The organism is Plantactinospora sp. WMMB782, from assembly GCF_049179135.1.
Classification (GTDB): Bacteria; Actinomycetota; Actinomycetes; order Mycobacteriales; family Micromonosporaceae; genus Plantactinospora.
The window spans coordinates 6,959,986-6,974,242 of the sequence record NZ_JBMHMC010000007.1; the positions used below are offsets into that span (position 1 = coordinate 6,959,986).

Annotated in this window: 13 protein-coding genes; 7 read left to right on the forward strand and 6 right to left on the reverse strand. The window is 72.0% G+C overall.

Going from position 1 to position 14,257, the window contains the following annotated elements:
- Positions 1-121: 121 nt before the first annotated feature.
- Positions 122-2,530: a M64 family metallopeptidase gene (locus ACN28A_RS33090; protein ID WP_421402150.1), complete on the forward strand. Its 2,409-nt coding sequence runs from the start codon at positions 122-124 to the stop codon at positions 2,528-2,530.
- A 141-nt stretch (positions 2,531-2,671) separates the two neighbouring features.
- Here the strand turns inward: ACN28A_RS33090 and ACN28A_RS33095 are convergent, their stop codons facing one another.
- Both ACN28A_RS33095 and ACN28A_RS33100 read right to left on the reverse strand, forming a co-directional pair.
- Positions 2,672-3,523, reverse strand: a complete 852-nt coding sequence (locus tag ACN28A_RS33095; RefSeq protein WP_421402153.1) for an SAM-dependent methyltransferase — start codon at positions 3,521-3,523, stop codon at positions 2,672-2,674.
- A 99-nt stretch (positions 3,524-3,622) separates the two neighbouring features.
- Positions 3,623-4,447 carry a hypothetical protein gene (locus ACN28A_RS33100; RefSeq protein WP_421402156.1) on the reverse strand — a complete coding sequence of 275 codons (825 nt, stop codon included), beginning with the start codon at positions 4,445-4,447 and terminating at the stop codon, positions 3,623-3,625.
- Positions 4,448-4,829: 382 nt separating this feature from the next.
- Between ACN28A_RS33100 and ACN28A_RS33105 the strand changes: the two genes are divergently transcribed.
- The 4 genes from ACN28A_RS33105 to ACN28A_RS33120 all read left to right on the forward strand — a co-directional run bounded on the left by ACN28A_RS33105 (position 4,830) and on the right by ACN28A_RS33120 (position 9,049).
- The gene (locus ACN28A_RS33105; RefSeq protein WP_421404767.1) at positions 4,830-5,372 is read left to right on the forward strand and encodes a (2Fe-2S)-binding protein; all 543 of its coding nucleotides are present in this window, start codon (positions 4,830-4,832) and stop codon (positions 5,370-5,372) included.
- The gene (locus tag ACN28A_RS33110) at positions 5,369-6,349 is read left to right on the forward strand and encodes an FAD binding domain-containing protein (protein ID WP_421402158.1); all 981 of its coding nucleotides are present in this window, start codon (positions 5,369-5,371) and stop codon (positions 6,347-6,349) included. Before ACN28A_RS33105 ends, ACN28A_RS33110 begins: the two co-directional genes overlap by 4 nt.
- Positions 6,346-8,562, forward strand: a complete 2,217-nt coding sequence (locus ACN28A_RS33115; RefSeq protein WP_421402159.1) for a xanthine dehydrogenase family protein molybdopterin-binding subunit — start codon at positions 6,346-6,348, stop codon at positions 8,560-8,562. The genes ACN28A_RS33110 and ACN28A_RS33115 overlap by 4 nt, the downstream gene beginning before the upstream one ends.
- A 136-nt stretch (positions 8,563-8,698) precedes the next feature.
- Positions 8,699-9,049, forward strand: coding sequence for an MmcQ/YjbR family DNA-binding protein (locus ACN28A_RS33120; protein ID WP_421402161.1), 351 nt, complete (start codon positions 8,699-8,701; stop codon positions 9,047-9,049).
- 8 nt (positions 9,050-9,057) lie between these two features.
- Here ACN28A_RS33120 and ACN28A_RS33125 read toward each other — a convergent pair whose 3' ends face one another.
- Entirely contained in the window at positions 9,058-10,044 is a 987-nt protein-coding gene (locus tag ACN28A_RS33125) for a TerC family protein (RefSeq protein ID WP_421402163.1), read from the reverse strand.
- Between the two features lie 362 nt (positions 10,045-10,406).
- Here ACN28A_RS33125 and ACN28A_RS33130 point away from each other — a divergent pair, with 362 nt between their 5' ends.
- On the forward strand, positions 10,407-10,718 hold the full coding sequence (locus ACN28A_RS33130; RefSeq protein ID WP_421402166.1) for a helix-turn-helix transcriptional regulator: 312 nt from the start codon (positions 10,407-10,409) through the stop codon (positions 10,716-10,718).
- Positions 10,719-10,782: 64 nt separating this feature from the next.
- On the opposite strand, the gene ACN28A_RS33135 is transcribed toward ACN28A_RS33130, so the two are convergent.
- The 3 genes from ACN28A_RS33135 to fabG all read right to left on the reverse strand — a co-directional run bounded on the left by ACN28A_RS33135 (position 10,783) and on the right by fabG (position 13,256).
- Entirely contained in the window at positions 10,783-11,244 is a 462-nt protein-coding gene (locus ACN28A_RS33135) for a MaoC family dehydratase (RefSeq protein WP_421402168.1), read from the reverse strand.
- Positions 11,241-12,413, reverse strand: coding sequence for an acyl-CoA dehydrogenase family protein (locus ACN28A_RS33140; RefSeq protein WP_421402171.1), 1,173 nt, complete (start codon positions 12,411-12,413; stop codon positions 11,241-11,243). The genes ACN28A_RS33135 and ACN28A_RS33140 overlap by 4 nt, the downstream gene beginning before the upstream one ends.
- 66 nt (positions 12,414-12,479) lie before the next feature.
- A complete protein-coding gene (gene fabG, locus ACN28A_RS33145) occupies positions 12,480-13,256 on the reverse strand; it encodes a 3-oxoacyl-ACP reductase FabG (protein ID WP_421404769.1) in 777 nt (258 codons plus the stop codon).
- 269 nt (positions 13,257-13,525) lie between these two features.
- Here fabG and ACN28A_RS33150 point away from each other — a divergent pair, with 269 nt between their 5' ends.
- Positions 13,526-14,230, forward strand: a complete 705-nt coding sequence (locus ACN28A_RS33150; RefSeq protein ID WP_421402174.1) for a TetR/AcrR family transcriptional regulator C-terminal domain-containing protein — start codon at positions 13,526-13,528, stop codon at positions 14,228-14,230.
- Positions 14,231-14,257 lie beyond the last annotated feature (27 nt).

Sequence of the window (14,257 nt, forward strand, 5' to 3'; positions counted from 1 at the left end):
TCAGACGTTCACGACGACCAGTGGATGCTAGTCGCGGAGGAACCGGCGGAGGAAATCGAGCGGGTTCGGTTGCGGCAGTTGACGGATGACCGGCCGACCGGTGCCGGGTTAGCCTTCCCCGATGATCCATGTCGATCGTTGTCGGGCCGGCGTGGGCCGGCGGAGGCTCGCCGTCCTCGCCCCGCTGACCCTGCTGGCCGGGCTGCTCGGCCTGGCCCAACCCGGCCCGGCCGCCGCCGATCCCGAGGTGGGCAGCGCCCGGCTCGTCCCGCTCCAGGTCACCGGCCCGGCCAGCGAGCGGCTGAACCTGATCCTGCTCGGCGACGGCTACACCGCGGCCGAGCTGCCGAAGTTCCACGCCGACGTGGACCGGCACCTGAACGTGCAGTGGAGCATCGAGCCGTACCGCGGCTACCGGAACTACTTCAACGTCTACGTGATCGAGATCGTCTCCGGCGAGTCCGGCATCCGCTGCGACCCGGACGACGACCCGCCGGACCCGGACCGGATCACCCCGCTCGGCCTGCACTACGCGGACGGCTGCACCAACCCGCTGGCCCGGGGCATCACCTTCCAGGCGTACGGCACGCAGGCGCTGAACCGCTATCTCCAGCAGCTCGTCGCCCCGCTCGGGGTCACCGCCAGCAACCGGCAGATCCTGGCGATCGCCAACACCGACACGTACGGCGGGATCGGCGGCACCAACGCGACCACCTCGGGCGGCGCCCCGCAGGGTCCGCTGATCAGCCCGCACGAGCTGGGTCACTCGCTGGGTCAGCTCCAGGACGAGTACCCGTACTCCAACCGGCCCGACCCCGGCGGCCCGTACTGCACCGACGACTGCGCCGAGCCCGGCTCCCGGCACCACACCCGGCTCACCGAGCAGCAGATGGTCGCCCAGCAGGCGAAGTGGTGGCGCTGGCTCGGCGAGGAGAGCGAGTCCGGCGGCACGATCGGCCGCTACGAGAGCGGCATGTACGCCAGCTCCGGCGTCTGGCGGCCCAGCGAGCACTCGATAATGCGCTGGCTCGGCTTCCACTACGACCAGGTGAGCCGGGAGATCATGACACAGCGGATCTCCGGCCGCCGGGACACCGACGCGATGGCGCTCTCCTCGACCCGCACCGACCGGCCGGTCGGACCCACCGACGTGCTCTGGGTGGAGACGCAGCACCCGGTCCACCACCAGCTCGACGTGCACTGGGAGGTCAACGGGGTGGCCGTGCCGGCCACGCACAACAGCCGGAACCTTCCGCTCGCCGACCTCGACGTGCGGGCCGGCGACGTCGTACGGGTGACGGTCTCGGACCCGACCGAATTCGTCCGGGACCCGGCGATCCGGAACGGGCCGGCGCTGACCCAGAGCCGGCAGTGGACCGTCGGCGCCGAGCCGACCCCGCCGACGCCGGTGCAGGTCGGGTTCACCGCCGCCACCCCGACCGAGCGCCCGGTCGGCGGCCAGGACGTGGTGTACGTCGAGCCGACCCACCCGGTCGACCGGGTGCTGGCGGTGACCTGGCGGCTGGACGGCAAGGTGCTGCCGAACCCGCACAACAGCCGCAACCTCGACCTGGGGGCGCTGCGGCTGGCCCCGGGCAGCTACCGGCTGACCGCCACGGTGACCGACCCGGTTGCCCCGGTGACCGACCCGGTTGCCCCGGGCGGTGGCACGCAGACCCTCACCTGGACCGTCGACAACGTGGCCGGAGGCACCACCGCGACGCTCTCCACCCCGGTCGCCACGCTGGCCGGCCAGACTCCGCACCACGTCTACTTCGAACGGTTCACCATGGGGCTGGACCCGACCGACGACCGGCCGGGCTTCACCGTCGGCGAGTTCCGGCTCGACCGGGACGGCTGGTTCAACTACTTCGGCTGGCCGGACGCCCCGGCCGGTACGCCGTTCCTGTTCACCCCGACCGGCACGGTGGTGAAGTCGCTCGTCTACGGCAACCTCGGCTCCGGCGGGCTCTCCCGGGCGGTCTTCGAGCGGACCGAACCGGGCTACGGCACGCACACCGTCGAGCACCGGGCGATCGACGCGGCCGGCAACATCGGCCCGGCGGACGAGTTCCGGGCCACCGTACTACCCGGATCCGCGCCGGCCTGCACCCGGACGATCTCCGGCGAGCGGGCCGGCGACCTGACCGTGCAGGCCGGGGTGACCTGCCTGGACGGCGCCCGGGTGGCCGGCCGGATCACCGTACGTCCCGGTGCCTCGCTCGTGGTCTCCGGTGGGTCGGTCGCCGGTGGGATCAGCGCCGACCGGGCGGCGGTGGTGCAGTTCCTCGGCACCACGGTCAGCGGCTCGGTGCGGCTGCTCGGCACGACCGGCTCGGTGACCAGTGCCGGCAGCACCTTCAGCGGCGCCGTCCGGCTGACCGGCAACGCCGCCGGGGAGTACGGGCTGGCGCTGGTCGGCAACCGGATCACCGGGTCGCTTACCTGCACCGGAAACGGCAGGGTCGCCGACTTCGGCGCCCGCAACGAGATCCGGGGGCAGCGCTCGGGCGACTGCGCCCGGCTCTGATCCGGCCGAGCGTGCCGGGACGGCCCTCCGGCATCGTCCCCGCACGCTCGGCCGAACGTCGCGGCCCCGCTGCGGCCGGTGGCCTACCCGGCTCGGCAGGCCGGGTGGCCTGGTGCGGCCGCCTGCCGGCCGGTGACCGGGTCAGGGTCGGCGCAGGACTCCGCCGTACTCGTAGAACCGGGTCTCCTCGGCGCCCCTGCCCAGATAGGGCCGGAGCGCCTCGTCGACCGGCGCCAGCGGCGGCTGGGTCGGATCCGGGCGCCAGTGCTTGACGTTGACCAGCCCCGGCTCGACCGGCTCCCAGTCGCGCAGGAAGTCGGCCACCTCGTGCACCATGCGGTTCTTCCAGGTGATGCCCATCTTGTGCACCATCTCGTTGCCGGCGTCCACCCCGGCCTGGTCGGTGCCGGCCAACTGCGAGTAGCCGAGGTAGCTCTCCGACGTCATCGCCTCGCGCAGCACCGCCAGCATGTGCCGGATCCTGTCGTCGTCGACGATGGAGTGCCCCACCGACAGGAGCAGCACGGCGACCGGCTGGGAAAAGTCGATCATCTTGCGGACGTCGGGATCGGCGAGGATGTGCTCCGGCTCGGTGACGTCGGCGGCGATCACCCGGGTCGTCTCGTCGTCGGCCAGCAGTGCGCGTCCGTGCGCCAGCACGATCGGGTCGGAGTCGACGTAGACCACCCGGGCGCCGGGCTGGAACCGCTGCGCCACCTCGTGCACGTTCTGCTGGGTCGGCAGCCCGCTGCCGAGGTCGAGGAACTGCCGGATGCCCAGGTCACGGGCGAGGAACCGGACGGCGCGGTAGAGGAAGAGCCGGTTCTCCCGGGTCACGTCCAGGCTGGACGGGGCCTGCGAGTTGACGAAGAGTACGGCTGCCCGGTCCGCCGGGAAGTTGTCCTTGCCACCGAGCGAGTAGTCGTACATCCGGGCCGAGGTCGGCACGTCGATCGGGAAGGCGGGATACCCTCCGTCGTTGGGGGCGGTCACGGGGTCAGCTCTCCGTAGTTGTCGAGGGACGGACTCCTCAGGTTAGCCCGTCCATCGACTTTCCCTGGTGCCCCTGTCGAGGCGGAACGCGTGTCGTGCTCAGCCGGCGCAGCCCACCCGGTGCGGGGCCAGGGCGATGTCGTCGAGCCACACGTCGAAGTGGTCCGGGGTGGGGTTGCCCTGGTAGAGCTGCCAGCCGATCTTCACGGTGTCGGCCCGGGGCAGCACGAAGTCGACCGGGTTGCCACCGTGCTCGGTGGTGCTGGTCGTCATCTCCGGCTGGGCGACGCCGTCGATCCAGACCGCGATCCGGTTGTCGCTGGCGTCCCACTGCCACTCGAAGCACTGCCAGCGGTCCTCGACGGTGGGCGCCGACTCCCGCCAGTTCGTCCAGTCGCCGGTAGGACCGCCGTCGGCGCCGACGCCCCAGAACGACCCGGCCAGCGGTGGTGCCCACTGGCCGCCGATCGGCCGGACCACCTCGGCGCTTCCGGTGCCGGTCGCCTCCACGAGGGTGAAGTGTGCCCAGTCGGGCGCGGTCGGGAAGGCGTCCACCTTCAACCGGATCCGGCCGTAGAAGCTGTTTCCCGGTGCGGCGAAGTCGTCCACCTTGAGGAAGGCCCGGCCGTTGCCCTCGGTGTGCACCCGCAGCACCTTGTCGCGCCGGTGCCGCTCGACGGTCAGGATGCCGTCCCTGGTGTCGATTCCCCAGGCCAGCGAGGCGGCACCACCGGTGGGCAGCCGTTCGAAGTCCTCGCAGAACAGCAGCGTACGCGGACCGCAGCCACCGGGGCCGCCGCCGTGTCCCGACTGACCGCCGCCATGTCCGGACGGGCCGCCGCCGGCCTGTGCGGCGCCGCCGCTGGCGAGTACCGCGACGGCGGTGAGGAGGACGAGGGGAAGGCGTTTAGTCAGCCGGGCCATGGCGCAAGAGCATGACAGATGTCGATGGTTGCCGCCACCCGGGGAATCCCCGGGGAGCCCTCGGGGCACCGCCAGCCTGGCCGACCCACCCCGAACAACCGTCGACATCGACGATCATCTTTGATTTACTGGGAGGCCCCGGCCGCGTTCCGGTGCCCCACCGCGCACCGCGCGTAACCCTACGCGCTCCCGCACCGGCCGGCGGCACGGCCGGAGGTGTGCCATGAGCAGTGGGTCCGGATCGGACTCGCCCCCTGACGACGTCCCACCCGCCGGGGTCTCCCGGCGCGGGATGCTGCGCGGGACCGCTGTCGCCTCGGCCGGACTGGCCGTCGGCGCGGCTGCCGGTCCGGCGGTCGCCGCCGGCTCGGCCGGACCGGCGATGGCGGCACCGGCTCCCGAACCCGTCGGCGCGGCGACCACCGAGGTCACCGTCACGGTCAACGGCCGCACCGAGCGGCTCCGACTCGACACCCGGGTCACCCTGCTCGACGCGCTGCGCGAACGGCTCGGGCTGACCGGCTCGAAGAAGGGCTGCGACCGGGGCCAGTGCGGCGCCTGCACGGTGCACGTCGACGGCCGCCGGGTGCTCTCCTGCCTGACCCTGGTCGCGGCCACCGCCGGTCGCCGGGTCGACACGGTCGAAGGGCTGGCCGACGGCGACCGGCTGCATCCGGTGCAGCAGGCGTTCGTCGACTGCGACGCGTTCCAGTGCGGGTTCTGCACCTCGGGACAGATCATGTCGGCGGTAGCCCTGCTGGCCGAGGGTCACACCGGCTCGGACGACGAGATCCGCGAACACATGTCCGGCAACATCTGCCGCTGCGGGGCGTACGAGAACATCGTGGCCGCCGTCCGGACCGCCGGACGGAACGGGGCGGGCCGACGCGACGGGGCCGGTCGACACGACGGGGCGGGGCGATGAAGCCGTTCGACTACACGGCCGCGCAGACCGTGTCGCAGGCCCTGGCCGGCGGCGGCGCCGGCACGGCGTACCTGGCCGGCGGGACGACCCTCGTCGACCTGATGAAGCTCGAGGTGATGACCCCGGGCAAGGTGGTGGACATCAACCGGCTGCCGCTGCGCGGCGTCTCGGCCGACCGGACCGGGCTGCACCTCGGTGCGCTGGAACGGATGAGCGACGTCGCCGCACACCCGCTGGTGGCCGACGGCTACCCGGTGCTCGCCCAGGCCCTGCTGCGCAGCGCCTCGCCGCAGTTGCGCAACATGGCGAGCATCGGCGGCAACCTGCTGCAACGGGTCCGCTGCGGCTACTTCCGGGACACCGCCGCCGGCTGCAACAAGCGCCGGCCCGGCTCCGGCTGCCCGGCGGTCGACGGGGAGAACCGGGGGCACGCCATCCTTGGCACCAGCGACTCCTGCGTCGCCACCCATCCCAGCGACCTGGCGGTGGCCCTGGTCGCCCTCGACGCCCGGGTCCGGTTGGTCGGCCGGAGCGGAACGAGCCGGGAGGTCCGGCTCGCCGACTTCTACCTGCTGCCCGGGGACACGCCGGAGCGGGAGCACGACCTGCGTCCGGGCGAACTGGTCACCCGGGTCACCGTGCCGGCGCTGCCCTGGGCCACCCGGTCGGCGTACCTGAAGATCCGGGACCGGCAGTCGTACGAGTTCGCCCTCGCCTCGGCGGCCGTGGCGCTGGACCTGCGCGGTGGCGTAATCCGGGACGTCCGGTTGGCGGTCGGCGGGGTCGGCACCCGGCCCTGGCGGCTGCCGGCGGTCGAGGACGCGCTGCGCGGCCGGGCCGCCCGGCCGGAGGTGTTCGAGTCGGCCGCCGCGCTGGCGGTCGAGGGCGCCCGCCCGCTGGCGCACAACCGGTTCAAGACCACCCTGCTCCGGCGCACCGTCGTACGCGCCCTGACGAACCTGGCGGAGTCGAGATGAGCGGTGCGGCACGGACGGTCTCGGTCAACCGGGTGGACGGCCGACTCAAGGTCACCGGCGGCGCCCGGTACGCCGCCGACCAGCCCGCCGAGCGGCTGGCGCACGGCTGTCTGCTGCTCAGCACGGTCGCCCGGGGCACCGTCCGGGCGATGGACACCACCGCCGCCGAAGCCTCCCCGGGAGTGCTCGCGGTCTACACCCCGTTCCGCACCCTGGCCCTGCTCGGCAGCGGTACCCCGTTCAGCGTCGGGCACAGCTGGCTGCCGTTGCAGGACGCCGGGGTGCACTACCACGGCCAGGCGATCGGGCTGGTCGTGGCGGAGACGTTCGAGCAGGCCCGGGACGCCGCCGCGCTGGTCAGGGCGGACTACGAGGTACGGCCGGCGGCGGTCTCCTTTCCCGACGGCATCCCGTCGGCCACCGACCCCGGCCCGATCATGGGCGAGCCGGCCCGGCTGGAATACCTTGCCGACGGGGTCGACTCGATCGACGCGGCGCTGGCGGCCAGCGAGGTGACCGTCTCCGGCACCTACCAGCAGCCGGGCAAGCACCACAGCGCGATGGAACCGCACGCCTGCGTGGCCGCCTGGCAGGACGGTTCGCTCACCCTCTACACCGGCACCCAGAGCGCCTCGCTCACCGTCGGGGCGATGGCGGCGGCGCTCGGCGTCGAGACGGCGAAGGTGCGGGTGGTCAGCCCGCATGTCGGCGGCGGCTTCGGCAACAAGGTCGCCACCTGGGCGCATTCGCTGCTCGCCGCGGCCGCCGCGCGTACCCTGGGTCGGCCGGTCAAGGTGGTGCTGACCCGGGAGCAGACCTTCACCGTCACCGGAAACCGTTCCGCCGTCCGGCAGACGGTCAGCCTGGGCGCCCGCCGGGACGGCACCCTGGTCGCGGTCAAGCACCAGGTGTGGGCCAGCCAGTCCGGCTCGGGCGGCATCTTCGAGAGTTCCGCGCACACCACCTCGCGCTACCTCTACCGGACCGAGAACCTGCACCTGGACCAGAAGATCGTGACGCTGGACGTGCCGCCGCCGACCTGGATGCGGGCGCCCGGCCAGGAGTCCGGCTCGTTCGCCCTGGAGACCGCGCTCGACGAACTCGCCGCCGAGCTGCGCATCGACCCGGTCGAGTTGCGGCTGCGCAACGACGCCACGGTCTATCCGGGCCGGAACGTGCCGTGGTCCAGCAAGCACCTGGACGAGTGCTACCGGGTCGGCGCGCAGCGCTTCGGCTGGGCCCGCCGCCACCCGACGCCGGGCGCGGTGCAGCGGGGCGAGTGGCTGGTCGGGATGGGTACGGCCACCGCCAACTACCCCGGCGAACGCTTCCCGGCCTCGGTGGACGTACGGTTCCGGCCGGACGGGGACGTCTCGGTCTCCAGCGCCACCGCCGACCTCGGCACCGGAATGTGGACCGTGCTGGCCGTACTCGGCGCCGAGGCGCTCGGCCTGCCCGTCTCGCGGATCCGCAGCGATCTCGGCGACTCCATCCTGGCGGCCAACATCGGCTCGTTCGGCTCGGCCTCGACCGCGAGTACCGGCCCGGCGGTGGCCGCCGCCGCGCAGGCCGCCACGACCGCGCTGATCGACCTCGCGGTGACCGACGAGCGTTCGCCCCTGCACGGCCGGCCCGCCGCCGAGGTCCGCTACGAGCGGGGTGAACTCGTCGCCGGTGACCGGCGGATCGGCTTCCCCGAGCTGCTGCGCACTGTGGACTCACCCGGCGTCGGGGCGACCGGCAGCGCGGCACCCGGTCCCGATCACGGCCGCTACGCCTTCACCTCGTTCGGCGCCCACTTCTGCGAGGTACGGGTCAACCGCTGGACCGGTGAGCCCCGGCTGACCCGGATCACCACGGTGATCGACGGCGGCGCGATCATCAACGCCAAGACCGCCCGCAGCCAGATCATCGGCGGGGTGGTCTTCGGTATCGGCCAAGCGCTGCTGGAGGGTGCCGTCGTCGAGCCGGACAGCGGCCGGATCGCCAACGGCAACTTCGCCGACTACCTGCTGCCGGTGAACGCCGACGTCCCGCCGATCGACGTGCACTTCCTGGACCACCCGGACCTGCTGTTCAACCCGCTGGGCGCCCGGGGCATCGGCGAGATCGGCACGGTCGGGGTCGCCGCCGCGATCGGCAACGCCGTCTACAACGCCACCGGCCGGCGCGTCCGGGAACTTCCGATCACCCTGGACAAGCTCCTCGACTGATTCCGGCCGGGCCGGGCGTCGGAACGGTCCGAACTCCGGCCCGAGCCGGGCCGCGCCGCGAAACGGTCCGGACGCCCCACCGGGGCCGGATCGTCTGTCAGGATGTACACCCGACCGATCCACGGGGAGGGTGCCGGTGACCTGGACGGAGATGCTCGCCTACTGCCTGGCCAAGCCGGGCGCCTGGCAGGACGAGCCGTGGGAGGGCGACGTGGTGGTCAAGGTCGGGCCGAAGATCTTCGCCTTCCTCGGCCAGGAGTCGCGGTCCACCGTCGGCGTCAAGTGCGGCCCGAACCGGGAGGTGGCCGACGAGTGGTTGCACCGCTATCCCGAGGACGCCTCGGTGATGGCCTACATCGGCCGCTCCGGCTGGAACACGCTGCGGCTCGGTGCCGGGATCCCCGACGACGAGTTGCGGGAGGCGGTCGACGCCTCCTACACGGCGGTCGTCGCCAAGCTGCCCAAACGCGACCGCCCCACGACCTGACGACCTGGTCAGCCGCGTAGCGACACTGCCGTGGGCGGGTCCGTCGGGTCGTCGGCCCGGGAGACCTCCTGATCCCTGCTGCCGTCCCGGGTGCTGCGCAGGCTCCAGGCGATCGAGACCGCGATGGTGACCACGATGACGCCCAGGGTCACCGGGATGGGCAGCTTGCCGACCGGTGTCTCGGACAGGATCAGCTTCACGCCGGCGAAGGCCAGCAGTACGGCCAGGCCGTAGTGCAGGTGCACGAACCGGCGCAGCAACCCGGCCAGGCAGAAGTACAGGCTGCGCAGGCCGAGGATGGCGAACGCGTTTGCGGTCCAGACGATGAACGTACTGGTGGTGATCGCCAGGATCGCGGCGACGGAGTCGATGGCGAAGATCAGGTCGCTGGCCTCGATGGTGATCAGGACGACGAACAGCAGCGTGGCGAGGCGCCTGCCGTCGACCCGGGTGAAGAACCTGTCGCCGTGGTAATCCGGGTCGGTCGGGATGACCCGGCGGACCAGCCGTACCACGGGGTTGCGGTCGGGTGGGCTCTCCTCGCCGTGCCGGAATGCCATCTTGTAGCCGGTGTAGATCAGGAAGGCGCCGAACAGGTAGGCGGTCCAGAAGAACGTCTCCAGCAGCTCGGCCCCGACGAAGATGAAGACCAGCCGGAACGCGAGCGCGCCGACGACACCCCAGAACAGCACCTTGTGCTGGTACGCGGCGGGGACGGCGAAGTAGCTGAAGATCAACGCGAAGACGAAGACGTTGTCGATCGAGAGCGCCTTCTCGATGAGATAACCGGCGTAGTAGGTGCCGGCGACCTCACCGCCCTGCCACGCCCAGAGGATCACGCCGAACAGCAGCCCTGCGGCGATCCAGATCCCGGACCAGGCGGCGGCCTCACGGAACCCGACGACATGGTTGTCGCGGTGCATGAACAGGTCGACGGCCAGCATGGCGGCGACCGCCAGCATGAGAACCGCCCAGACCCACCAGGAGACAGACAACGGCAGGCACCTTTCGACCCGGCCGACCCGTGACAGCGGGCGGCGCGACTGGTCGAAGGTCTCCCCGGGCCATCGGGTGGCTGCACCACCGAGACCCGGATCGGTCCGGGTCCGTACTGACGGCGGCGCGTCGAGCGTCGGGTACTCCCCCTCGAACTACGCTCCAGTATTCACGAAGCATGCTTCGTCCGTCAACCGGAACCCGCAGCTCATCCGGCCGGTCGCACCGACCGGATCCGGAATATACGATTTCCTTTTCGCGTCTCGCCGTGCGTGCGTGCGAGCATGGGAGCTGTCCCGACGCGAGACGGGACAGAACGTCGATCGGATGACGTCCGGGACGGACGACCACGGGAGAGCACATGTCGGTGGCATCGGGGGAGCAGAGTTCGACGCCCGCCGTACGGAGCTGGACGTTCCTGACCAACCACGCACACGTACTGCTGGCCATCGCCCGCGACCCCACCGCCCGGCTACGCGACGTCGCCGAGACCGTCGGCATCACCGAACGCGCCGCCCAGGCCATCGTCGCCGACCTGGAAGCCGCGGGCTACCTGCAACGGGCCCGGGTCGGGCGCCGGAACCAGTACACCGTCCACCGCTCTGGACATTTCCGGCACCCGGCCGAGTCCGACCACAGCATCGGCGACCTGCTCGACCTCTTCACCCGGTGAGCACGCCTGAACCGACCTCTTCACCCGCTGGCCGGCTCGCTGGGCCTCTTCACCGGGCTGGCGGCTACTGCTCGGCGTAGAGCCGGGTGACGGTCTCGGCGACGCAGCACGGCTTGCCGCCCCGCTCCGGCTCGACGGTGACCCGGGTGACCACCTGCGTCCCGCCGCCGGACGCCGGCTCGACCTGGAGCAGTTCGGCGCTGACCCGGACCGCTTCGCCGACCCGCAGCGGCGCGGGGAACCGCACCCGGTTCAGCCCGTAGTTGATCCCCATCCGGATCCCCTCGACCTGGTAGAGATCCTGGACCAGGACCGGCAGCAGGGAGAGGGTGAGGAATCCGTGCGCCACCGTCCCGCCGTACGGGCCGGCGGCCGCGCGCTCCGGGTCGACGTGGATCCACTGGTGGTCGCCGGTCGCCTCGGCGAAGGCGTTCACCCGGTCCTGCTCGATCCGGTGCCACGGGCCGGGGCCGAGCTGCTCGCCGACCGCCCCGGCGAGTTCGGTAAGCGAGGCGAACTTCCTCATGCCAGGTGCCCTCCGAGCTTCGTGTACCCGCGGAGCAGATCCCGCGAGATGATCAGTCGTTGCATCTCGTCCGTGCCCTCGAAGATGCGCAGCAGCCGGACCTGCCGGTACCAGCGCTCGATCGGCAGCTCCCTGGTGTAGCCCATGCCGCCGTGCACCTGCATCACCCGGTCGACCACCCGGTTGACCATGCCCGCCCCGTAGAGCTTCGCCATCGAGACCGCGTGTCGGGCGTCCTGCCCGGTGTCGACGGTCCAGGCGGCCCGGAGCACCAGCCAGCGGGCCGCCTCCAGCTCGGTCTCCGAGTCGGCGATCATCCACTGGATCGCCTGGTTGGCGCCGATCGGCCGGCCGAAGGTCTGCCGGGTGTTGGCGTACTCGATCGCCATCGTCAGGGCGCGTTCGGCGATGCCGAGGGCGTGCGAGGGGATCAGGTAGCGGCCCTTGCCGATCCACCGCATGCCGAGGGTGAAGCCCTGGCCCAGCTCGCCGAGGATGTTCCGGTGCGGCACGCGTACGTCCTCGAAGACCAGCGACGCCGGCCCGCCCTCCCCCATGGTCTGGATCGGTGCGGAGGTCCAGCCCATCGACCGGTCCACCAGGAACGCGGTCGCGCCGCCGTCGTGCACCTTGCGGTCCGGGTCGGTCACCGCGACGACGATGGCGAAGTCCGCCTCGTTGCCGTTGGTGATGAACGTCTTTTCGCCGTTGAGCACCCAGTCGTCGCCGTCGCGCCGGGCCCGCAGCCGGATGTTGGCCACGTCCGACCCGGCGCCCGGTTCGGTGAGGGCGAAGCAGGAGGTGCGGTCACCGGCGATGGTCGGGAGCAGGAACTCCTCGCGCTGCGCGGCGTCGGCCTCGAAGAGGATGTTGTCCGCCTCGCCGCCGAACCGGAACGGCACGAAGCTGCGGCCGATCTCGGTCCAGATCAGCGACTGGGTGACGGCCGGCAGCGCCATCCCGCCGTACTCCTCGGGGGTGTCCAGGCCCCAGAAGCCGAACGCCTTCGCCTTGAGCTGGAGTTCCCGCAGCTCGTCGCCGCTCAGTCCGGGCTGGTGTGCCCGTTCCCGGCGCAGCACCTCCGCCTCCAGCGGCATCACCTCGTTGCGGATGAAGGCGCGGGCGGTGTCCCGGATCGCCCGTTCCTCGTCGCCGAGCGAGAAGTCCATGTGCTGTCCCGTCCCTCCCTCGCCGGCTGCTACCGGACGCTGCCTGGTCGTTCCCGCACCGCCGCGCTAGCGGGCGCCGCCGTTGACGTAGAGCGTCTGGCCGCTGACGTAGGAGGCGTCGTCGCTGGCCAGGAAGGTGATCACCGCGGCGACCTCCTCGGGCAGGCCGACCCGGCGCAGCGGGGTCTGCTCGGCGGCGTACTTCTGGTGCTCGGCCGGGGTCGCGCCGACCCGCTCGGCGGTGGCGGCGGTCATCGCGGTGGCGATGTAGCCGGGCGCGACCGCGTTGACGTTGATGTTGTAGGGACCGAGTTCGATCGCCAGGGTGGCGGTGAGCCCCTGCACGCCGGCCTTGGCCGCCGCGTAGTTGACCTGGCCCCGGTTGCCGAGCGCGGAGCGGCTGCTGAGGTTGACGATCTTGCCGTACCTCGCCGGCACCATGTGCCGCTGTGCCGCCTGGCAGCAGTGGAACATGCTGGTCAGGTTGGTGGTGATCACCGCGTCCCACTCGTCGGCCGGCATCTTGAACAGCAGGTTGTCCCGGGTGATCCCGGCGTTGTTCACCAGCACGTCGAGCCGACCGTACGCCTGGGCGATCTCGTCGAAGGTGGCCGAGACCGCCGCACCGTCGGTCACGTCGCAGGCGTACCCGACAGCGGTCCCGCCGGCCTGGACGGTCTCGCCGGCCTGGCTGATCTCGTCGGCGGTCTGCCGCGCCCGTTCGGCGACCAGGTCGAGGACGGCTACCGTGGCCCCCTCGGCGGCCAGCCGGCGGGCGGTGGCCGCGCCGATCCCCTGGGCCGCCCCGGTGACCACGGCGACCCGATCGGCGAATCTACCCACGCCCACGCTGCACTCCTCGCTCTGCGACGCCTGCCTCAGCCCCGACCCTGGTAACCCTGAGCCCGAGCCCGTACGGCCGGACGACCTTACGACCGGCCGTCGCCAGTTAAACTATCGCTGGAAGTTTTCCCGCGCCAGCCCCGATCGAGTCAGCCGCCCGTCGCGACGGTAGTGCGGCGCCAACCCCGCGACCGCACGCACCGAGGCGGCCAGCCCCCGACCGCAGTGAGCCAGCCCCTGAGCGCAGTGAGAAGGAGGGCGGAGCGAGCATGCCGCGACCCCGGCAGGCGCTGCTGAGCCGGCAACGGATCGTCGACGCGGCCGCCGCGCTGATCGACGCCGAGGGCCTGGCCGCGCTCTCCACCCGCCGGCTGGCCACCGCGCTCGGCGTGCGCGGGCCGTCGCTCTACAACCACTTCGCCAACAAGGAGGAGATCCTCGACGCCGTGGCGGACGCCGTCACGGCGAAGGTCGACGTCTCCTACTTCGCCACCCACGACTGGCGGGACGCGCTGCGCCTCTGGGGGCACTCCTACCGGCGGGCGCTTGTCGCGCACAGCAACATCGTGCCGTACCTCGCCCAGGGGCCGGGGCGGCGCCCGGCGGCACTGGCCATGGCCGACGCCGTCTACGGCGGGCTGGTCAGGGCGGGCTGGCCGCCGGCTCGGGCCACCCACATCGGTGCGCTGATGCGCTATTTCGTCGCCGGCTCGGCGCTCGGCTCGTTCGCCCGGGGCTTCGTCGAGGACCCGCAGCTCTACGCCGCGCACTATCCGCATCTGAGCCAGGCGCACCGGCTCGCCGAGCACCAGCGCAGCGTCGACGAGGGCGCCTTCGCACTCGGCCTGGACGCGCTGATCGACGGCCTCTCCCGAACCTACGAACAAATCGTCGCCCCCTCCCCCCGCCCGCCCCTTCTCCCCACACCCCCTCCCCCTCCCCTCCACTCCCCCGCCCCTGACCGCCCGACGTAGTCGGCGAGCTCGACCTGGACACCAGAG

What these genes read in the sequence shown, in the direction of transcription:
- ACN28A_RS33140 (WP_421402171.1), bottom strand. Translation starts at nt 12,413, where the DNA reads ATGGACTTCTCGCTCGGCGACGAGGAACGGGCGATCCGGGACACCGCC.
- ACN28A_RS33150 (WP_421402174.1), top strand. Translation starts at nt 13,526, where the DNA reads ATGCCGCGACCCCGGCAGGCGCTGCTGAGCCGGCAACGGATCGTCGAC.
- ACN28A_RS33100 (WP_421402156.1), bottom strand. Translation starts at nt 4,447, where the DNA reads ATGGCCCGGCTGACTAAACGCCTTCCCCTCGTCCTCCTCACCGCCGTC.
- ACN28A_RS33130 (WP_421402166.1), top strand. Translation starts at nt 10,407, where the DNA reads ATGTCGGTGGCATCGGGGGAGCAGAGTTCGACGCCCGCCGTACGGAGC.
- ACN28A_RS33115 (WP_421402159.1), top strand. Translation starts at nt 6,346, where the DNA reads ATGAGCGGTGCGGCACGGACGGTCTCGGTCAACCGGGTGGACGGCCGA.
- ACN28A_RS33090 (WP_421402150.1), top strand. Translation starts at nt 122, where the DNA reads ATGATCCATGTCGATCGTTGTCGGGCCGGCGTGGGCCGGCGGAGGCTC.
- ACN28A_RS33135 (WP_421402168.1), bottom strand. Translation starts at nt 11,244, where the DNA reads ATGAGGAAGTTCGCCTCGCTTACCGAACTCGCCGGGGCGGTCGGCGAG.
- ACN28A_RS33110 (WP_421402158.1), top strand. Translation starts at nt 5,369, where the DNA reads ATGAAGCCGTTCGACTACACGGCCGCGCAGACCGTGTCGCAGGCCCTG.
- ACN28A_RS33105 (WP_421404767.1), top strand. Translation starts at nt 4,830, where the DNA reads ATGGCGGCACCGGCTCCCGAACCCGTCGGCGCGGCGACCACCGAGGTC.